Genomic DNA, 19,757 nt, shown 5'->3' with positions numbered 1-19,757 from the left:
TCCCGTTAGCGAATTAACGTAAGTTAACCAGGGTGTTAAGAATCTGGTCCTGAGTTTTGATGGTCTGGGCGTTAGCTTGATAATTGCGCTGTGCCACGATCATGTTGACCAGTTCCTGGCTCATATCGACGTTAGACGCTTCCAGCGCGCCAGCGGTTAATGAACCGTAGGTGCCGGTGTTCGCCAAACCGATCGCTGCCTGACCCGAAGAGCTAGTCGCAGACCAGACGTTGTCGCCTTCAGACTTCAGACCTTCCGGGTTAGAGAAGCTGGCAAGCACCACCTGACCCAACAGCTGGGTTTTCTGGTTGGAATAGGTACCGGTGATGGTGCCGTCATCGTTGATGGCATAGCTGGTCAGATCGCCTGGCGCATAACCATCCTGCGTTGGGTTACCGAAGGTAGTAGCACCAGTGTTCTGCTGCAGGCTGCCGCTCATGTTCAGCGTGATAGCCTGGCCCGCAGCGGCACCGTTGCTGCCATCAATAGAAAGGCCAACGGTGGTTGCGCCATTGACGCCACCCAGGCTAGTCATATTCCCGCTTTCGTCGAAGCCAACAGCAAAATTACCGGCGCTTTTACCGGTAGTAGAGTCAATCGCATGTACTGACCAGGTGTTATCCGCAGTTTTGACGTAGTACAAATCCAGCGCGTGGTCATTACCCTGTGAGTCATAAACGGTCACGGTGCTTTTAGCGTTATAGGTATCAACTGCCGACGCATCGAATTTGGTGTCATCCAGCGCGGTGCTGGTGGAGTTCAGGTTGGCAACCTGTGTCGCCGTGGTGGTCGCGCGGGCTGACATCTGGGTGGTCGGTACACTCAGCGCCACCGGGTTAGCACCGGTCTGAATGGTTGGCGGCGTGCCAGTTGCAGGATAGCCGGTGACAGATAAGCCCTGGGTGTTGACCAGATTACGGTTGGCATCCAGCGTGAACTGGCCGTTACGCGAGTAGTAAACTGCGCCGCTGGTGTCGGTCATACGGAAGAAGCCGTTGCCGCTCAGTGCCACATCCAGGCCACGGCTGGTGGTGGTGGTGGTACCGTCGTTAAAGTTCTGAATCACCGCTGCAACCTTGGTACCCATACCGACGTTTGAACCGGCAAACATGTCGGCAAACGAGATGGTGCTGGATTTAAAACCGGCTGTGGCGGAGTTGGCGATGTTGTTACCGATGACGTCGAGGTTACTGGAGGCAGCACTCAGACCACTCACCGCTTGTGAAAAAGACATAGTATTTCTCCTGCTAAAAGGTTAATCAGAGAATCTGACGAATTTCATCGAGGGTTGCGGAGCCCATGGTGCCGAGATCCAGTTTTGCGGTGTCATCCACTGTGCTGACGCCATTGACGTAGGCATAGTTAAGCGGCTGTGCCACCAATTGGGTGCTGCCATTGCTGGCGGCCAGTGAAACGGTATATTTGCCATCTGGCGCAGTGCTGCCGTCGGTCAAGGTGCCATCCCATGAGAAGGTGTGCACGCCTGCAGTCAACGCACCCAAATCGATAGTGCGAACGGTCGCGCCGCTGGCATCTTTGATGGTAGCGGTGGTGGCGGTTGACGCGGTGGTCAATTCCACACCAAACGGCGTGGTGGTGCCGCTGCCGACCAGAACCTGGCTGCCGTTTACCATCACGCCGTGACCGATCAAGGTCGCGCTCTGCAACGACTGGCTAGAACTAATCTGACCCGAGATGGATCCCAGCGTGGTATTCAGCTTTTCAATACCGCTCAGGGTGTTGATCTGTGCCAACTGGGTGGTCAGCTGGCTGTTATCCATTGGATTGGTGGGATCCTGGTTCTTCAGCTGTGTAACCAGCATGGTCAGGAACTGATTCTGCAAATCTTGCGCGCTGTTACCCGTGCTTGAGCTGCTGGAGGAGCTCAGAACCGTTGGGTCGAGTGAATCATTTACGCCTACTGCAATGCCCATCATGTCTCTCCGTTATTGACCCATGGTGAGGGTTTTCATCATCATCGACTTCACCGTGTTCAGCACTTCAACGTTGGCCTGGTAGCTGCGCGACGCGGACATGGTGTTAACGGTTTCGGACACAACATCAACGTTTGGCATCTTGACGTAGCCCTTCTGATCCGCCAGCGGATTGCCTGGGTCATACACCAGTTTTGCCGGAGTAGGATCGTTAACCACGCCTGCGACCTTCACGCCGCCGGTCGCTGCACCTTGTGCGGCGTCGGTCTGGAAAATCACCTGCTTTGCCACGTAAGGCTGGCCATCAGGGCCGGTTACGCTGTCGGCGTTGGCCAGGTTACTGGCGCTGACGTTGAGGCGCTGTGATTGCGCTGTCATCGCAGAACCGGCGATATCAAAGATATTCAGCAATGCCATGCTTATTGCCCCTGCAGAACGCTCATCATGCCTTTGATCTGGCTACTGATGAGGGTGAGATCGGTTTGGTATTTCAGGCTGTTATCAGCAAACTGCGTACGTTCGCGATCCATATCCACGGTGTTGCCATCCGCGGCGGGTTGATCGGGAATGCGGTACAGCAGATCCAGTGACGGCTGAGAGTTGGTTTGCGCTTCAATGTGGCGTGAGGACGTCACATTCAGCGCCAGACTGCTGCCTTCGGCGCGACCGTTTTGCATCACCTTGCTCAGTTGGCTGGCAAAGTCGATATCCCGCGCCTGGTAGCCCGGGGTATCGGCGTTGGCAATGTTTGACGCCAGGATTTCCTGACGCTGAGCACGCAGGTTTAACGCTTCAGTACCAAATCGCAGCGCGGCATCGAGTTTGTCGAGCATGCTTCCTCCGCGAATGAGAATTTTGAGTTGACAGCTTAAGTGGACAAATGCAAGGGCGATCGTCTGAATAGCAGCAAAAATGACGGCTATTTTTGACATTGATTTTTTTGCGCGAGGCGTAGACTCGGTGCCATCTTCTCGTCAGGAGGCGTTATGCGCAGATATTCCACTTTGCTAGCCACACTTTTGCTGGCACTGGCGCTACCCAGTTCTGCCGCGGACCTTACCGCGCAGTTAACCCAATTTTTTAAGGCGCGCGACCCACAACATGCCGCCGGCATGACGGTGGTGGTACGTACGCCGCAGGCGCAGTGGCCAAACTGCGAAACCCCTGAGCTGCAACTGCCGGGTAATAGCCGTCAGTGGGGCAACATCAGCATCGCCGCTAACTGCGATCAAAATCGTCGTTTCCTGCAGGTGCAGGTGCAGGTCACCGGACAATATCTGGTGGCGAGCCGTCAGGTGGCGCGCGGCAGCAATCTCAGCCAGTCTGATGTGCGTCTGGAAACCGGGCGGCTGGATGAACTGCCGGCGCGCGCCTTGATGGATAGCAGCGGCGTCATCGATGCCGTCGCATTGCGCGATATCCCGCCAGGACAGCCGGTGACTGCCACCATGGTGCGCCAGCCGTGGCGCGTGAAAGCCGGTCAAAATGTGATGGTAGTCGCCAGTGGAAACGGGTTTAATGCCAGCAGCGAAGGACGTGCGCTGAACAACGCCAGTGCGGCACAAATGGTGCGCGTGAGGATGGGAAATGGTCAGGTTGTCAGTGGTCGCGTCGACGCGGATGGGAATATTCTGATATCGCTATAAAGCGTTAAAGAACCCTGTTGTTCTGCCGATAGAGATATCAACAAAGACATTACCCTATGCTGACTCAGTTGGCTGACCCCCAACTGACCTTACAGGAGCCTTACCATGAGCATCGACAGAACGCAGCCTACGAATCCGGTTAGCACTGTTCAAACACGCGATACCAACGATAACAGCAGCAAAGTGCGTCAGAGCGCGACGCCAGCAGCCAGCACCACCAGCGAAAGCGGTGCGGAAGTGAAATTGAGTACCGCGCAGGCGCAACTGATGCAGCCTGGCAGCAAAGACATCAATACAGCGCGCGTTGAGCAGCTGAAGACGGCCATTCGTAATGGCGAATTGAAAATGGATACCGGTAAGATCGCCGACGCGCTGATCGCCGATACCAAGGCGTATTTAGAGGGTAACTAATCCCAATGGACAATCTGCTGATCACCTTAGACAAAATGCAGGACGTGCTGACATCCCTTGCGCTGGTAATGGATGAAGAACAACAGCAACTTTCTGCCGGCCAGGTTAATGGCAACATGCTGCAGCGTATTTCTGAAGATAAAAGCGCGCTGCTGACTACGTTGAATTATCTGGACGAGATGCGCCGCACCACCGAGAAATCCCTCGGTACGCAGGCGCCCTATGGTGATCACAGCGATCGCGAAAACCGCTGGATGCGTATTCAACAGCATACGCGCCGCTTGCGCGATGCCAATACGCATAACGGGATTTTGTTGCAGCATCAGATTGGCTTCACCAATGAAGCATTGGCGGTATTGCGCCCGCACCAAACGCAGGCATTTTACGGGCCGGATGGTTTGGGTAAAGGTCAGGCGACGCTGAGTCGTAAAGGGTAAAAAAAGTGGGTTTGAAGAGGCTGCTATCTTTCGGGATGGCGGCCTTTTTGTTTTGGTTTTAAGTACAGCGCACAAGAGATAAACAGCAGGCGGGAGCTTGTTTTGGGCAGGCATCCGCAGCGCTGAACTGAGAAAGGAAGCCAGGATTTGCCCGCAGGACGCGGGCGAAAGGCTCAGCCGGGACAAGGAAGTCCCGTCTGAGCCGGTCCGTCAGGCTGACGTACGAAGTGAAGGAACCGCGAAGCGGCGCGAGGACCGCCGGACCAAAACAAACTTCCGTCTGCGTGAGAGCTGGTTTTTTACGCCATAGTGCGGCGCGCGAAGTCGCGCGGGCGGAAGCCGAGCAAGCCAAGCATCACAAAGTATGAGCCACCGCCGATAGCGCAGACCGCCGCCAGACGAATCAGGCGCCACCACATCTGCCCCTCTTCCCATGCTGGCATGACCTGCAGAATGCCCAGCAATGCTGCGGCCATCACACATACCGCAATCAGTAAACGAGTCAGGAAACTGAACCAGCCAGGCTGCGGCTGGAAGATATCCTGCTTACGCAGTTGCCAGTACAACAGCGCGGCATTCAGACAAGCGGCAAGACCAATCGACAGCGACAAACCGGCGTGTTTGAGCGGGCCAATAAATGCCAGGTTCATCAATTGCGTCACAATCAGCGTCACGATGGCAATTTTCACCGGAGTCTTGATGTCCTGACGAGAATAGAAGCCGGGTGCCAGTACTTTCACCACGATCAGTCCCATCAAACCTACAGAATAGGCAATCAGCGCGCGTTGCGTCATCAAGGCATCAAAGGCGGTGAATTTCCCGTACTGGAACAGCGCGACCGTCAGCGGTCCGGACAAAATCCCCAGCGCCACCGCGCTCGGCAACGCCAGCAGGAAGCAGAGACGCAGGCCCCAATCCATCAACCGTGAATACTCTTCCTGGTTGCCACTGGCAAAACTCTTCGCCAGCGAGGGCAGCAAAATGGTGCCCAGCGCCACGCCCAGCACGCCGGAAGGAAACTCCATCAGACGATCGGCGTAGTACATCCACGAAACCGAACCGGAAACCAGAAAGGAGGCGAAGATGGTGTTGATGATCAGTGAAATTTGACTGACCGACACGCCAAGAATCGCCGGCCCCATTTGACGCATCACTCGCCACACGCCCGCATCGCGCAGATTCAGACGCGGCAGAACCAGCATGCCAATTTTCTTCAGGTGCGGCAGTTGATAAAACAGCTGCAACACGCCGCCCAACACCACGGCCCACGCCAGCGCCATCACCGGAGGATTAAAATGCGGCGCAGCGAAGACGGCAAAACCAATCATGCTGATGTTGAGCAGCGTCGGCGCAAACGCCGGCACGGAAAAACGGTTCCAGGTATTGAGGATGGCGCCCGCCAGCGAGGCCAGCGAGATCAGCAGAATATAAGGAAAGGTGACGCGCAACAGCGCGCTGGTTAAAGCGAATTTATCAGCGGTATCGGCAAAGCCTGGCGCCGTCACCACAATCACCCAGGGCGCAGCAATCATCCCCAACACGGTCACCACCGCCAGCACTAGCGTCAATAAACCGGAAACGTAGGCGACAAACACCCGCGTGGCATCTTCGCCCTGCTTGCTTTTATATTCCGCCAGGATTGGCACGAACGCCTGAGAAAACGCGCCTTCGGCAAAAATGCGGCGCAGCAGGTTAGGCAGTTTGAAGGCAACAAAGAAGGCATCGGTTGCCATCCCCGCACCGAAAACGCGCGCCACAATGGCATCGCGGGCAAAGCCCAGTACGCGGGAAAACAAGGTCATCGAACTGACCGCAGCCAGCGATTTCAACAAATTCATATTGAGTGGCGCATCCTGAAAAGTGTCGGAGAAATGAGCGACTTAGCGCGGACATCCCGTGATGTCCGGCGATAGTCTACTGACACGGCGGGAAATGACCAGCATTGAGTGTTACAAGGGATTATTCACGTTCGGCATCGCGCCACAACTTTTCCACCAGACGCTGCGCCGCCAGCGCCTGTTCACCACTGGTTTCAGGCATCGTCTGATTTTCAACACACTGAATGAAATGGTGCGCTGCGCCGCTAAAACCGCGCTGGGTAAGATGGCTTTGCCACGCGGGCGGCACATCACGCACGATGCCGCTGCGGTTTTCCTGCTGCCAGTCGCGCATCTCGTTAATTTCGATGTAATCACCGTCACAGATGGCGCTGACCACTTCGCGTTGCGTCCCGGCGCGACGATGCATGCTGGTGGTGATTTGCAGCGAACCGGCGGTGAAATGGTGTTCGGCGTACAACATCGCGCCATCGTCATTGGTCTCGATATGTCCCAACTCGCGCGTCAGAGTGCCGCCCGCCAGCCACAGCGCGGTATCAACCACGTGCAGATAATCATCCAGCAGGGTAAAACGCAGATCGTGCGGGCCAACGCTATCCGCGCGATGCTTCTCAATACGCAGCGAGGCCGCGCGTGGCATGTCATTTTTTAGCTGCTGGTAACGCGGCGCAAAACGGCGATTAAATGCCACCATCAGCTTGCGCTTATGCTTGTCCGCCAGCGCCACCAGCGCTTCGGCCTGTTGCAGCGTTTCGGCGAGCGGTTTATCGACGCACACATCTTTTCCCGCCAGCAATAGCGCTTTGACCACTTCGTAATGGCTGGCGGTGCTGCTGTGAACAAACACCGCATCGCTGGCTGCGGCCAGCGTATCCAGTTGACCAAAATAGGGGATGCGATAGCTATCGCAAATCGGTTGTGCCTTTGCCTGATTCGGCGAAAAAGCGCCAGCCAATTGCCAGCCGCTGGCCTGCGATAACACCGGCAGCCACGCTTTCTGCGCGATACCGCCTAAACCTACAATGCCAATGCGCAGCGTCATATCAGTGCTCCTTTTGCAGCAGCTGTTGCAGTTGCGACTGCAACTGAGCAACCGTTTCTTCAAGTTGCGCGACACGCGCGGTTAAATCGTTATTGTCGCTCGCGGTTTCTGCGCTGGCCGCGTCTTCCACCACTTCGCCGCCAAACAGATGCATATAGCGGCTTTCACGTTTGCCCGGTTCGCGCGCCAGGCGCACCACCATTGGACCATCATCGCGCGTGCTCAAGCCGTTAAGCGTCTGCTCGACCTCATTCATATCGCTGAATTCATGCAGACGGCCGCTGCGAGTACGCAGTTCGCCCGGCGTCTGAGCGCCGCGCAGGAACAGCAGAGTCAGGACGGCGACTTCAGCGCTGCTCAACTGCAAGTTGCCGAACGCGGAATTACAGAAACGCTGTTCATACTTGCTGACGCGCTGGCCGAAGCCGTTATTGGAGGTCACCAGATGCTTTTTCACTAGCTCATCGAGCTGCGTTTGCACCTCCATCTCGCTGAGATTCAGCACCGGTTCGCGGTTGGATTTCTGATTACAGGCGGTGACGACGCCATTGAGGGAGAGCGGATATTGATCCGGCGTGGTGACCTGCTTCTCCAGCAGGCATCCAATTACGCGCAGCGCCTGCGCGGATAAAGCCATTTTCATTGGGGGAATCCTTTTTTATTGTCCACGACGATCCGGGGTCCACTCCCGGTAGGTCAGCGCAGTCAGGACATGATCCTGCCAGCGCCCATCAATCAATAAGTAATCTTTGGCGTAGCCCTCTTTTTCAAATCCGAGACGCGCCAGCAGATCGCCACTGCGCTGATTGTGCGGCATGTAGTTTGCCATAATGCGGTGAATGCGTTGCTGGCGTTGCATATAGCGAAGGGTGGTCGTGAGCGCTTCAAACATCAATCCCTGACCTTGCCACTTCTCGCCCAGAGAATAGCCGAGATAGCAGGCGTGAAACGATCCGCGCAGCACGTTGCTATAGTTGGCCACACCACGCACTTCGGTCTCTTCCGGGTCCATCAGCACAAAATAGTAGGCTGAGCCCTGTTTATGCATGTCAGCGATCAGTCCGAGGCGTGCTTGCCAACCTGAAGGATAACAGTGGCTCTCGTCGCGCACCGGTTCCCACGGCTTGAGAAACGCACGATTTTCAGCGTAATAATCCGCTAATCGCCAGGCATCGCGTTCGTGTACTAAACGCACCACTAAGCGATCGGTAGTGAGGCGCACGCGTGGGCCAGCAGAACGATAGCCAAACATCATGACTCCTGAAATCCATAACTTAAGAAAGATGTACGCCAGCGGCGATACTTCTCACTATAACCGTCACCCCGCTTGCGGTAAAACCCTTGAACGCGTTCCTCCGGATTCATCCTGATTTAGGATTAATATTTCTGCTGATTCGATGAAAAAATATCATCCTGATAAAGCTGTTTTTCGCCCCTGAGCAGGCGGAAAATAGACCAATTGGTCTCTTTTCTCCTCTCACTTGCTCAGGAATTAGCATGTCTCGGGTTGCGCGGGCACGACGCCTCGGTAAAACATTTCTTTTAGTGGATAACATGCTGGTTGTGATGGGATTTTTCGTGGTATTTCCTCTCATCTCCATCCATTTTGTCGAACAGCTGGGCTGGGCCGCATTGATGGTCGGCATTGCGCTTGGCTTGCGGCAGTTCGTCCAACAGGGATTCGGCATCTTCGGCGGTGCGATTGCCGACCGTTTTGGTGCGCGTCCGCTGATCGTCACCGGCATGTTAATGCGTGCGGCGGGTTTTGCCTGCATGGCGCTGGCGCATGAACCCTGGCTGCTGTGGTTCGCCTGTTTACTTTCCGGTCTTGGCGGCACGCTGTTTGATCCGCCACGCAGCGCGCTGGTGATGAAACTGGTGCGCGCACGCGATCGCGGCCGCTTCTTCTCACTGCTGATGATGCAGGACAGTGCCGGAGCGGTGCTGGGCGCGCTGATTGGTAGCTGGCTGTTGGCGTGGGATTTCCGCCTGGTGTGCTGGGTTGGCGCGGCGGTGTTTGTCGCTGCTGCGCTGTTCAACGCCATTTGGTTACCGGCGTGGCGTATCTCAACCGAACGCATTGCGATGCGTGAAGGGATGCAACGCGTCTGGCAGGATAAGCGTTTTCGCCTGTATGTACTGACATTGACCGGCTACTACATTCTCGCCGTGCAAGTGATGTTGATGCTGCCGGTGATGGTGAATCAGGTGGCCGGTGCGCCTGCTGCGGTGAAGTGGATGTACGCCATTGAAGCGCTGCTGTCATTAAGCCTGCTCTATCCACTGGCACGCTGGAGCGAAAAACGCTTCCGCCTGGAAACGCGTCTGATGGCCGGTTTGTTCCTGATGACGTTCAGTCTGCTGCCGGTTGGCATGACCGACTCGCTGCCGTCGCTGTTTATGCTGATCGCCATCTTTTATCTCGGCTCGATCATTGCTGAACCGGCGCGTGAGACACTCAGCGCTTCGCTCGCCAGCTCCCGCGCACGCGGTAGCTACATGGGCTTCAGCCGTCTCGGCCTCGCCATTGGCGGCTTGATCGGCTACTCCGGTGGCGGCTGGATGTTCGATATGGGCCAGCAATGGGCGCTGCCGGAACTGCCGTGGATGCTGCTGAGCAGCGTCGGCATGATCACCCTTTTGGCGCTGTGGTGGCAGTTCCAGCCGCGTTCGGTGGCGCCAGCGATTTTCAGCAGCTAGTTTGCCCCTGCCACAGATCTCTTCCATACTTCCCGCACGTCCGAAAAAAGGGTGACCTCCGTCACCCTTAGAACCACAGGAGAAACGGGATGAAACTCTACATCTACGATCACTGCCCTTTCTGCGTCAAAGCACGCATGATTTTCGGCTTAAAAAATCTGCCGTTAGAACTCATCGTTATGCTGAATGACGACGAGCAAACACCGAAAAAACTGATCGGCCAGAAAATGGCGCCGATTCTGCAAAAGGCCGATGGCAGCGCGGTACCGGAAAGTATGGATATTGTGCGGCTGGTGGATAAATACGATCACGAGCCGCTGCTCAATGGCAAAAGCAATCCGGCGATTAGCGACTGGCTGCGCCATGTAAATGGCTACGTGAATAAGCTGCTGCTACCGCGCATTGCCGATGCCTCCTTTGCCGAATTCGCTACGCCGGAAGCGCGCAGTTACTTTAGCGAGAAGAAGCAGGCCAGCGTCGGCGATTTCAGCGAGTTGCGGAAACACGCGCCGGGCTTAATCAAAAACATCAGCGACGATTTGCGCCAGCTCGATAAGCTGATCGTCAAACCCAATGCGGTCAATGGCGAACTCTCAGAAGATGACATTCATCTGTTTCCACTGCTGCGTTCCTTAACGCTGGTCAACGGCATTGAGTGGCCGAGTCGCGTTGCCGATTATCGCGATAATATGGCGAAACAAACTCAGGTCAATCTGCTCTCCTCCATCGCCGCATAATCCTCATCCACGAGAGGCGCTCCGGCGCTTCTCATCTCTCTCCTGGTGACAGGTGCCGCTGATTCAGGCAGGCTATCGCTGTTTTGCCGTTTCGATCAGGATGAGGACTATATGAAAAAGGCGTTTACCGGGCTTGTCGCCCTGCTTTTTGCCGTGCTACTCAGCGGCTGTAACCAATTGACGCAATACACCATCAGCGAACAGGAAGTGAATCAGGCGCTGCAAAAGCGCAATAACTTCGAAAAAGACATCGGTGTTTCCGGGCTGGTGAATGCGCACATTGTGCTGAGCGATCTCAACAGCCAAATTGGCCGTGAAGAACCCGGCAAAATCACCCTCTCGGGTAAAGCCAATATCAATGTCAGCTCGCTGTTTGGCCCGCAACAGGCCGAAATGCTACTGAAGATGAAGGCGCAGCCGGTTTACAACGCACAGGAAGGCGCGATTTATCTGCATGATATGGAGATTGTCGATGCGCAGGTGCAGCCGGAAAAAATGGCGTCGATCATGAAAACCCTTACGCCTTATCTCAATGAGTCGCTGAAGCGCTACTTCAATGAGAAACCCGCCTACGTGCTGAGCGCAGACCGCAGCAAAGGCGAAGCGCTGGCGAAGAAACTCGCTAAAGGGATAGAAGTGAAACCGGGACAATTGGTGATTCCGTTTACTGATTAATCCGCGCAGCCGCACCTTCGGGTGCGGTTTTTGTTTGTCACAATAAAATCCCGTGCAAACGGTTGCCCACATCCTTATGATTACTCCCCGGCCTAAACGTGCCTCTCGTTTTCTTCTCAGCCGGAGTCTTTTTGAATGACAGCCCAACCTCAGCAAATCACCATCCGCCGCCCTGACGACTGGCATATCCATCTGCGCGATGGCGCGATGCTCAACGCCGTACTGCCTTATACCAGCGCAGTAAATGGTCGTGCGATTGTCATGCCTAACCTAGTTCCACCGGTTATTAGCGTGGCCGCTGCCGTGGCTTACCGCGAGCGCATCATGGCTGCGTTGCCTGCTGAGCATGCTTTTACTCCGCTGATGACCTGCTATCTCACCGATTCACTCGATCCCGATGAGATCGAACGTGGCTTCCGTGACGGCACTTTTACTGCTGCCAAGCTCTACCCTGCGCACGCCACCACCAACTCCAGCCACGGCGTCACCAATATCGCCGCGATTGCGAAGGTGCTGGATCGCATGCAGCAGATTGGCATGCCGATGCTGGTACACGGTGAAGTGACTGATTCTCATATCGATATTTTTGATCGCGAAGCGCGCTTTATTGAAACCGTGCTGGAACCGCTGCGCAAACAGTTCCCGGCGCTGAAAGTGGTGATGGAACATATCACCACCAAAGAAGCAGCAGAATATCTGGCTGCCGGTAACGAACTGCTGGGCGCCACCATTACGCCACAACACCTGATGTTCAACCGTAACCACATGCTGGTTGGCGGCGTGCGTCCGCATCTCTACTGCTTGCCGATTCTGAAGCGCAATATTCATCAGGAAGCGCTGCGTAAACTGGTCGCCAGCGGTAATCGTCGCGTATTCCTCGGGACCGATACCGCGCCACATCTGCGTCACCTGAAAGAAGCCAGTTGCGGCTGCGCCGGTGTGTTCAATGCGCCGACCTCATTGCCTGCTTACGCCACGGTGTTTGAGGAGCTGAATGCGCTGGAGCATTTCGAAGCCTTCTGCTCGGAAAATGGCGCGAACTTCTATGGTTTGCCGCTGAATGAAGGCACTTTGACGTTGGTGCGTGAATCCTGGCAGGTTGAAGAGAGCATTGCCCTGGCGGATGACACGCTGGTGCCTTTCCTTGCCGGTGAAACGCTGAACTGGCGCATCAAAGAATAATTTTCTGCTGCTTGCCTTCGGGATAATTATACTGTACAAATAAACAGTATATTATTCCGGAGGCTTCTATGCGCGTTGAAATTACCGTAGCAAAAACTTCGCCCCTTCCTGCAGGTGCACTTGATGCACTCAGCATCGAACTGGTTCGTCGCATTACGCAGGATTTCCCTGACGACGATCATCACGTCAAAGTGCGTTATGCCGGCGGCAACCAACTTAGCGTGTTTGGTGGCTGCAAAGAGTCACGCGAACGCATCAGCGAACTGTTACAAGAAACCTGGGAAAGCGCTGACGACTGGTTTAATAACGATTAACAGCCACTGTGCCGTTTTTGCCGGGTTTCGCCACCCGGCTTTTTTGTTTTTATTTCCCTCTCGCCAGAAAAACTTCCTGCATCTAGACTCATGTTAAACGATCCCCTATTCTTGCCTCGTCATGCTTACAGGAGGTGTTTTACATGACTACTGAAAAACCAGAAGAGGCGATGACCTTCGGAGAGTTGCTGGCATTTATTGCTGAGCAACAGCGCCGCTTAACCGTATTAGAAAATGCGTTTGCCACCTTGACCTTCTGTCTCGACGATCGCGCCAATCAGTTGCTGGTCCACAACCTGACGCTGGAAGCGCAAAACCAGAACCATGACGAGCAGTTACAGCAGCATTTTACCCGGCTGGCGGAAGAGATTCAGAAGCGTCACGGCCTGCTGCCGAGCGAGCCACACGCCTAAAAGATTCTCTTTTTTCGGCCTAAAGTTTTCTCTTATAAAAGCCGATAATTTCGTAACTACTGCCAGTAATATTTCCAATAAAATGCCTGACGTTTCGGGCATTTTATTATTCGCCATAACGTCAATGTGAAGCGCATTTATTTTCACTCAGATTAGGTTCGTCATACCTTTTAACTATTGTACCCGCTATTTCATGTTATAATTGTTTCGCTAGTGCACGATACAGCCGCATTGAACCTCAAGAAGCACTTCGTTTAACGAGTAATACGGAGGTTATAATGGACAGAAATAAAGACGTCATCCAGACTCATCCGTTGGTAGGATGGGACATCAGCACCGTAGACAGTTATGACGCCATGATGATTCGCCTGCACTCGCTCTCCTCGCAGGGGCAGAAAGAAGAAGAAGCTGACGTGGGCCCGACCTACTGGCTGACCACCGATGTAGCCAGACAGTTCATCTCTCTACTCGAAGCTGGCATTGCAAAAATAGAGTCTACCGAGCAGTACCTACGCGACAATCAAAAGCATTAATTTCTACTATCGCGTGAAAGGGCACCCAACAGGGTGCCTTTTTCATGGGCGCTCTCTTTTGATATGCTATTGAAAAATTTCGCCGTTTTGCTGGAGTGATGTCGTTATGGTTTATGATCTGATTGTGGTGGGAAGCGGTTCGGTAGGCGCAGCAGCCGGGTTTTACGCCACGCAGGCTGGCTTATCGGTACTGATGATTGATAGCGCCCATCCCCCGCACAGCCAGGGCACGCATCATGGCGAAACCCGCCTGATTCGGCATGCTTATGGCGAAGGTGAACGCTACGTGCCGCTGGTGCTGCGCGCGCAGACGCTGTGGGATGAACTGGAACGCCAGAGCGGCGAGCGCATCATGCATCGTAGCGGCATCCTCAACTTAGCGCCTATTACCTCCTCCTTTATTCAAAATGTCATCGATAGCGCGAAAGCATGGCAGCTGGATGTGAAAATCCTGCAAGCCGATGAAGTGCGCGCGCGCTGGCCGCAGTTCACGGTGCCAGATGGCTATATTGGCGTGTTCGAACCTAACTCCGGTTTCCTCAAATGCGAGCAGGCGGTGCGCAGCTGGGTGCAGCTGGCGGAACAAGCCGGCTGCGCGCAGCTGTTTAACTGTCCGGTGACAGAAATTGGTCGCGATGGCGATCTGCAGCAGGTCACCACCAGCGATGGCATTTTCCGCGCGCGTAAATTGCTGGTCAGCGCCGGAACATGGGTTAGCCAGTTGGTCGCTGATCTGCCGGTTGCGCCGGTGCGTAAAGTTTTTGCCTGGTATCAGGCAGATGGTCGCTACAGCGAGAACAACAAATTCCCCGGCTTTACCGTAGAGATGAGCGATGGCAGCCACTTCTATGGCTTCCCAGCGGATAACAATGCGCTGAAAGTGGGACGTCACGATGGCGGCCAATTAATGCAAACGCCGGCAGACCGCAAACCTTTTGGCAGCATCGCGGTGGATGGTAACGAGTCCTTTAACTTCCTGCGTAAATTCCTGCCGGGCGTGGGCGTCTGTTTGCATGGCGAAGCCTGCAGCTACGACAATACGCCGGATGAAGATTTCATAATCGATACGCTGCCCGGTGAGCCAAATCGCCTGATCATCACCGGTTTAAGCGGGCATGGTTTCAAATTCGCCAGCGTGTTGGGTGAACTTGCCAGTGAATTTGCCCAGAACAAACCATTCTCTTTCGATATTAAGCCCTTCTCACTCGCGCGATTTAACTGATGCGCAGATGCCGGCGCTCATTCCGCGCCGGCAAGATTGACGCAAGTTGACATTTAATTACCTAAATAAACATTCAATGCAGCGATATGCCGCATTTGGTGTAGTCAATATGCAATACCCCGCAATAGCCCTCATGTTTTAAGTCATCCCTTCAATTATCCTGACTGAGTTTTAATTAAATCCTCATTTATTCCGAAGATGATTTTCGACTTTATAGAAAAGTAAGGTTAATTGATCTTTCATTGCAAAATGTAGATGCTCATTGCCACTTATTTCATTCCTGGAACTTCATATGTGGCGTAATTCCACACAGCATTTCGGCGCTGTCTCCATTTTATTGCATTGGCTTATGGCGCTGGCTATTTACGGTATGTTTGCGCTGGGTTTGTGGATGGTCGGATTGGGTTATTACGACGGCTGGTATCATGACGCGCCCGAAATTCATAAAGGCATCGGCATCCTGCTGTTCGCTGCGCTGCTGCTGCGCCTCGGCTGGCGAATTATTTCACCGCCACCCAAACCGTTGTCGAGCTATTCCCCCGCCGTTCGGCGCGGTGCCACTGCCGCGCACTGGATGTTATACGGCTTGCTAATTGTGCTGCTGTTCACCGGTTATCTCATCTCCACCGCCGATGGCAAACCGATCTCAGTATTTGGCTGGTTTGAGGTTCCCGCTCTATTCAGCGGTGCCGCGCAGCAAGCGGATGTGGCGGGTGACATTCATCTTTGGCTAGCGTGGGGTTTAGTGCTGTTCTCTGCACTGCACGCGCTGGCAGCCCTGAAACACCATTTAATCGACCGTGATGTGACACTGAAAAGGATGTTGGGTTACCGCATCCCGTTAACCTCTGAAAAGGAAAAGTAACATGCTAAAGAAGACATTATTGGCCGTAGCCGCGGCCGGCTTATTGAGCGCCAGCCTGACGGCCAGCGCAGCTGACTATAAGTTTGATAAGGAAGGCCAGCACGCGTTTGTTCAGTTCCGCATTCAGCACCTGGGCTACAGCTGGTTGTACGGCACCTTTAAAGATTTTGACGGCAGCTTCACGTTTGATGAAGCCAATCCTGCAGCAGATAAAGTCAACGTGACCATCAACACTAACAGCCTCGATACCAACCATGCTGAGCGTGATAAACACCTGCGCAGCGCGGATTTCCTCAACACCGGTAAGTTCCCGCAGGCGACCTTTGCTTCTACCGCTGTGAAGAAAGACGGCAAGGATTACAAAATCACTGGCGACCTGACGCTGAATGGCGTGACCAAGCCCGTGACGCTGGATGCAAAATTGATGGGAGAAGGCAAAGATCCGTGGGGCGGCTATCGTGCAGGATTTGAAGCCAGCGGTGAAATCGTGCTGAAAGAGTTCAACATCAGCAAAGATCTTGGCCCGGCATCGCAGAAAGCTGAACTGATTATTTCGGTGGAAGGCGTGCGTAAGTAAACCAAATGCAGCCTGAAGTCCGCTGACTTCAGGCTGTTTTGCGCTTATTTTTTATCTGGCGCGGGAATCGCCATCGTCATGTTCAGCAAACCGCGTGATTTGTTAAACACCTTGTTGCCATTTTCACGGCCCGCACGGCGTGCGCGCTGCTCTTCTGGCGACAACGTTGACTCTTCCATGCAGATTGGGCTGCAGCAGTTGTTGTACTTTTCAGCACAGCTTGGGCACTGAATGAACAACAAGTGACAGCCATCATTGATGCAGTTGGTGTGGCTATCGCAAGGCGTGCCGCACTGATGACAGCTGGAAAGAATATCGTCGGAAATGCGTTCGCCCATGCGTTCATCAAAGACAAAGTTTTTGCCTTTGAAACGCACCGGTAAGCCCTGCTCGCGCGCGCGACGGGTGTATTCAATAATCCCACCTTCAATGTGATAAACATCATTGAAGCCGTTGTGCTTCATCCAGGCGCTGGCCTTTTCACACCGAATGCCGCCAGTGCAGTACATGACAATCTTTTTATCTTTCTTATCCTGCAGCATATCAACAGCCATCGGCAGCTGATCGCGGAAGGTATCGGCCGGCACTTCCATGGCATTATCGAAACGCCCCACTTCATATTCGTAGTGGTTACGCATATCCACGAACAGCGCATCCGGATCGTCGAGCATCGCGTTAACGTCAGCGGCTTTCAGGTAAGCGCCCACATCGCTGGCATCGAAGCTATTGTCTTCAATCCCATCCGCCACAATGCGCTCACGCACTTTCAGGCGCAGCACCCAAAAAGATTTACCGTCATCATCCAGCGCAATGTTCATGCGCAGGTTATTCAGCGCTGCATCAAAGGCATACAAGGCTGCCTTCATTTTTTCGTAGCGGCTGGCTGGCACGCTGATTTGCGCGTTGATACCTTCATGCGCGACATAGACGCGACCAAACACCTTGAGTTTGGTTAACTCAACGTAAAGGGCATCACGGAAGGCTTTAGGATCGGCAATCTGGAAGTATTTATAAAAAGAGACTGTGGTACGTGGTTCGGTTTCCGCCAACATACGTTCCTTCAGCTCTTTATTGGAAACAAGGTTATGTAACACTGGCATGGTGTTCGTCCTGTTAGCAATCAGAGAAATTTAGCGCGCGTATGATACCCGAATTCTGCCGGATACAAAAATTTTGGTGTGATAAGCCTGACGAGTGCAATTACAGGCGCATTTCTGCGACACAATTGCGTTTTCGTGCGCATACCTGCTGCCAGATAGCCGTCCACGGTCTATGCTTGATTTCAGCCAGAATGAAAAAATGGCATAATGACAAAAAATTACAGAAACCGGACTCTCTGGCATAAGACGCAGGATACTGACATTTCCATGACTCAACTTCCCAAACTCACCCGTGAACTCCTCTATCCACGCTATTGGCTGACCTGGCTCGGCATTGGTTTTCTCTACTTGTTAGTGCTGTTGCCCTATCCGGTGTTGCATGCCATTGGCTGTGGACTGGGTCGCATTGCCATGCGTTTCATGAAACGTCGTGTTGAAGTGGCGCAGCGCAATCTGGAAGTGTGCTTTCCCACCATGCCAACCAATGAACGCGACGCGATGGTGAAGCACAACTTTGAATCGGTGGGCATGGGACTGATTGAAACCGGCATGGCGTGGTTCTGGCCAGACTGGCGCATCCGTAAATGGGTCACCACCAGCGGCCTGGAACATGTTGCTAACGCGCTGGCAGAGAAGCGGGGCATATTATTAATTGGTATGCACTTTCTGACTCTGGAATTGGGCGCGCGGGTATTTGGTATGCATAACCCAGGCATTGGCGTGTATCGTCCGAACGACAATAAGCTCATCGACTGGCTGCAAACCTGGGGCCGCATGCGTTCCAATAAAAGCATGCTGGACCGCAAAGATCTGAAAGGCATGATTCGCGCCATGAAGAACAACGACATTATCTGGTATGCACCGGATCATGATTATGGCCCGCGCAGCAGCGTATTTGCGCCTTTCTTTGCGGTTCAGGACGCGGCGACAACCACCGGTACCCATATGTTGATTCGTCTGGCAAATCCCAGCGTGGTGCCATTCCTGGCGCGACGTCTGCCAAACGCACGCGGCTATGAGCTGAAAATGATGCCTGATATCCGTGATAAATTTACTCTGGAATCAGAACTTGAGACCGCTGTAGTGATGAATAAAGTGGTGGAAGAGACGGTGTTACTGGCTCCAGAGCAATATATGTGGCTGCATCGTCGTTTTAAAACCCGTCCGCAAGGTGAGCCTTCGGTTTATTAATGTGATGTGGGGCATGATTGCGCGCCCCACGCCCTTCAGCAGAAATTTACCTTATTACGTGATTTTATCCGGTTATTAACCAGCTAATCGGTCCAGCTTGAGCTTGGGCTAATTGTTCAGTTAGCACCACTCTTAACCCATCAAATCCTTCTTTCTTAGCTATATCTTTGCAAGAAATTAATCTTTCAAGGCAATGCGCCGGCAAAAAACTGCGCTAGTATTTGATTCTGCCGCAGCTTGATCGGAAATATTTACTAATCAAAATATGCCGTTTCGGACCTGTTTTTCCCAACATCCAGGGCTATTCCTATTTAATTTTACTGAACCCTTCGGCCTCGCTTATCAATGCAGTAAAATTAACTTACTAAACAAGGTATTGTCTTAATAAAAATACCCATATTCCTTTTTGCGAAAAAATTCCGCGTCTTTATATCCTTATGGAATTTGTCGGCAAATTCGAATCCAGTTAATTTCGTGATGTCAGTTAGAACATTAAGTTCACTTTTAAAAAATATAAAAAGATTACACACAGCAAATATATCTCAGGACAATCATAAAATGAATAAAGGCATCTACTACTACGTGACGATCAGTACCGATCAGGAAGGTTATCATCTTCTGCATCGAAAAGAGTGCAAACGGCTACCCGTAAAGGAGGATATGGTTTTTATCGGCACTCTGTATAACTTAAATCAGGCATTATCAACCGCTCGTATTAATTTCAAAAAGGTTAAGCCCTGTATTAAATGTTGTATTCGTTACTCTGCTCCAATTATTCATGAATCTGTACGTCCGGTATTACACTTTCCTCAGAAAATAGCCTGACCGGTTGGGCGGTTGAATTTCATGCAACCGCCCAACCGATATTCCCTTTGCGTCCTGCACTTCACGATTTTTCGTCTATCCTTCTGTGAAATCCCTTTTTTACAGACATGGAGTT

General features: G+C 53.2%; 24 protein-coding genes. 15 read left to right on the top strand and 9 right to left on the bottom strand.

Going from position 1 to position 19,757, the window contains the following annotated elements:
- Positions 1-13 precede the first annotated feature (13 nt).
- The 4 genes from flgE to flgB are packed head-to-tail and all read right to left on the bottom strand — an operon-like array spanning position 14 to position 2,767.
- Complete coding sequence (gene flgE / locus NR302_RS07595) at positions 14-1,234, bottom strand: flagellar hook protein FlgE (RefSeq protein WP_258144925.1); 1,221 nt, start codon at positions 1,232-1,234, stop codon at positions 14-16.
- Between the two features lie 25 nt (positions 1,235-1,259).
- Complete coding sequence (gene flgD, locus NR302_RS07590; protein ID WP_258145167.1) at positions 1,260-1,934, bottom strand: flagellar hook assembly protein FlgD; 675 nt, start codon at positions 1,932-1,934, stop codon at positions 1,260-1,262.
- 12 nt (positions 1,935-1,946) lie between these two features.
- On the bottom strand, positions 1,947-2,351 hold the full coding sequence (flgC, locus tag NR302_RS07585) for a flagellar basal body rod protein FlgC (RefSeq protein WP_008103089.1): 405 nt from the start codon (positions 2,349-2,351) through the stop codon (positions 1,947-1,949).
- A gap of 2 nt (positions 2,352-2,353) precedes the next feature.
- Entirely contained in the window at positions 2,354-2,767 is a 414-nt protein-coding gene (gene flgB, locus NR302_RS07580; RefSeq protein ID WP_008103091.1) for a flagellar basal body rod protein FlgB, read from the bottom strand.
- 153 nt (positions 2,768-2,920) lie between these two features.
- Here flgB and flgA point away from each other — a divergent pair, with 153 nt between their 5' ends.
- From flgA to flgN, 3 genes are all read left to right on the top strand, one after another.
- Positions 2,921-3,580, top strand: coding sequence for a flagellar basal body P-ring formation chaperone FlgA (gene flgA / locus NR302_RS07575; protein ID WP_154152717.1), 660 nt, complete (start codon positions 2,921-2,923; stop codon positions 3,578-3,580).
- A gap of 105 nt (positions 3,581-3,685) precedes the next feature.
- Positions 3,686-3,991, top strand: coding sequence for a flagellar biosynthesis anti-sigma factor FlgM (gene flgM, locus NR302_RS07570; RefSeq protein ID WP_008103096.1), 306 nt, complete (start codon positions 3,686-3,688; stop codon positions 3,989-3,991).
- Positions 3,992-3,996: 5 nt separating this feature from the next.
- On the top strand, positions 3,997-4,428 hold the full coding sequence (gene flgN, locus NR302_RS07565) for a flagellar export chaperone FlgN (protein ID WP_258144924.1): 432 nt from the start codon (positions 3,997-3,999) through the stop codon (positions 4,426-4,428).
- A 299-nt stretch (positions 4,429-4,727) separates the two neighbouring features.
- On the opposite strand, the gene murJ is transcribed toward flgN, so the two are convergent.
- The 4 genes from murJ to rimJ form a co-directional block, all read right to left on the bottom strand.
- The gene (gene murJ / locus NR302_RS07560) at positions 4,728-6,266 is read right to left on the bottom strand and encodes a murein biosynthesis integral membrane protein MurJ (protein WP_258144923.1); all 1,539 of its coding nucleotides are present in this window, start codon (positions 6,264-6,266) and stop codon (positions 4,728-4,730) included.
- Between the two features lie 121 nt (positions 6,267-6,387).
- Positions 6,388-7,308, bottom strand: a complete 921-nt coding sequence (locus NR302_RS07555; protein WP_258144922.1) for a Gfo/Idh/MocA family protein — start codon at positions 7,306-7,308, stop codon at positions 6,388-6,390.
- Between the two features lies 1 nt (position 7,309).
- Entirely contained in the window at positions 7,310-7,951 is a 642-nt protein-coding gene (locus NR302_RS07550; protein WP_258144921.1) for a DUF480 domain-containing protein, read from the bottom strand.
- A 15-nt stretch (positions 7,952-7,966) separates the two neighbouring features.
- Positions 7,967-8,560, bottom strand: coding sequence for a ribosomal protein S5-alanine N-acetyltransferase (gene rimJ / locus NR302_RS07545; protein WP_008103106.1), 594 nt, complete (start codon positions 8,558-8,560; stop codon positions 7,967-7,969).
- Positions 8,561-8,805: 245 nt separating this feature from the next.
- On the opposite strand from rimJ, the gene mdtH reads away from it, so the two are divergent.
- The 10 genes from mdtH (at position 8,806) to NR302_RS07495 (ending at position 16,526) form a co-directional block, all read left to right on the top strand.
- Entirely contained in the window at positions 8,806-10,008 is a 1,203-nt protein-coding gene (gene mdtH, locus NR302_RS07540) for a multidrug efflux MFS transporter MdtH (protein ID WP_008103107.1), read from the top strand.
- Positions 10,009-10,097: 89 nt separating this feature from the next.
- Positions 10,098-10,745, top strand: a complete 648-nt coding sequence (gene grxB, locus NR302_RS07535; protein ID WP_008103110.1) for a glutaredoxin 2 — start codon at positions 10,098-10,100, stop codon at positions 10,743-10,745.
- Between the two features lie 111 nt (positions 10,746-10,856).
- Positions 10,857-11,420: a lipoprotein gene (locus NR302_RS07530; protein ID WP_008103112.1), complete on the top strand. Its 564-nt coding sequence runs from the start codon at positions 10,857-10,859 to the stop codon at positions 11,418-11,420.
- Positions 11,421-11,555: 135 nt separating this feature from the next.
- Positions 11,556-12,602 carry a dihydroorotase gene (gene pyrC, locus NR302_RS07525; protein ID WP_154152737.1) on the top strand — a complete coding sequence of 349 codons (1,047 nt, stop codon included), beginning with the start codon at positions 11,556-11,558 and terminating at the stop codon, positions 12,600-12,602.
- Positions 12,603-12,670: 68 nt separating this feature from the next.
- Positions 12,671-12,916, top strand: a complete 246-nt coding sequence (dinI, locus tag NR302_RS07520) for a DNA damage-inducible protein I (RefSeq protein ID WP_007893661.1) — start codon at positions 12,671-12,673, stop codon at positions 12,914-12,916.
- Between the two features lie 143 nt (positions 12,917-13,059).
- Positions 13,060-13,329 (top strand): hypothetical protein, encoded by a 270-nt coding sequence (locus NR302_RS07515; RefSeq protein ID WP_008103116.1) that lies wholly within the window; start codon positions 13,060-13,062, stop codon positions 13,327-13,329.
- A gap of 278 nt (positions 13,330-13,607) precedes the next feature.
- Positions 13,608-13,862, top strand: a complete 255-nt coding sequence (bssS, locus tag NR302_RS07510; protein WP_008103119.1) for a biofilm formation regulator BssS — start codon at positions 13,608-13,610, stop codon at positions 13,860-13,862.
- A gap of 106 nt (positions 13,863-13,968) precedes the next feature.
- The gene (gene solA / locus NR302_RS07505; RefSeq protein WP_258144920.1) at positions 13,969-15,084 is read left to right on the top strand and encodes an N-methyl-L-tryptophan oxidase; all 1,116 of its coding nucleotides are present in this window, start codon (positions 13,969-13,971) and stop codon (positions 15,082-15,084) included.
- 292 nt (positions 15,085-15,376) lie between these two features.
- On the top strand, positions 15,377-15,949 hold the full coding sequence (locus tag NR302_RS07500; protein ID WP_258144919.1) for a cytochrome b: 573 nt from the start codon (positions 15,377-15,379) through the stop codon (positions 15,947-15,949).
- A gap of 1 nt (position 15,950) precedes the next feature.
- A complete protein-coding gene (locus NR302_RS07495; RefSeq protein WP_008103126.1) occupies positions 15,951-16,526 on the top strand; it encodes a YceI family protein in 576 nt (191 codons plus the stop codon).
- Positions 16,527-16,570: 44 nt separating this feature from the next.
- Here NR302_RS07495 and NR302_RS07490 read toward each other — a convergent pair whose 3' ends face one another.
- Positions 16,571-17,626, bottom strand: a complete 1,056-nt coding sequence (locus NR302_RS07490) for a rhodanese-related sulfurtransferase (RefSeq protein WP_258144918.1) — start codon at positions 17,624-17,626, stop codon at positions 16,571-16,573.
- A 267-nt stretch (positions 17,627-17,893) separates the two neighbouring features.
- Here NR302_RS07490 and NR302_RS07485 point away from each other — a divergent pair, with 267 nt between their 5' ends.
- Together NR302_RS07485 and NR302_RS23690 are read left to right on the top strand one after the other, a co-directional pair.
- Positions 17,894-18,817: a Kdo(2)-lipid IV(A) acyltransferase gene (locus NR302_RS07485; RefSeq protein ID WP_008103130.1), complete on the top strand. Its 924-nt coding sequence runs from the start codon at positions 17,894-17,896 to the stop codon at positions 18,815-18,817.
- Between the two features lie 558 nt (positions 18,818-19,375).
- Positions 19,376-19,642: a hypothetical protein gene (locus tag NR302_RS23690; protein ID WP_008103132.1), complete on the top strand. Its 267-nt coding sequence runs from the start codon at positions 19,376-19,378 to the stop codon at positions 19,640-19,642.
- The last annotated feature ends 115 nt before the right edge of the window (positions 19,643-19,757 follow it).

Origin of the sequence: Pantoea sp. SOD02 (assembly GCF_024707505.1) — a bacterium.
In the GTDB taxonomy this organism is placed as follows: Bacteria; Pseudomonadota; Gammaproteobacteria; order Enterobacterales; family Enterobacteriaceae; genus Pantoea; species Pantoea symbiotica.
The sequence above is the reverse complement of the archived record's forward strand: the minus strand, read 5'-3'. Positions and strand labels throughout refer to the sequence as shown.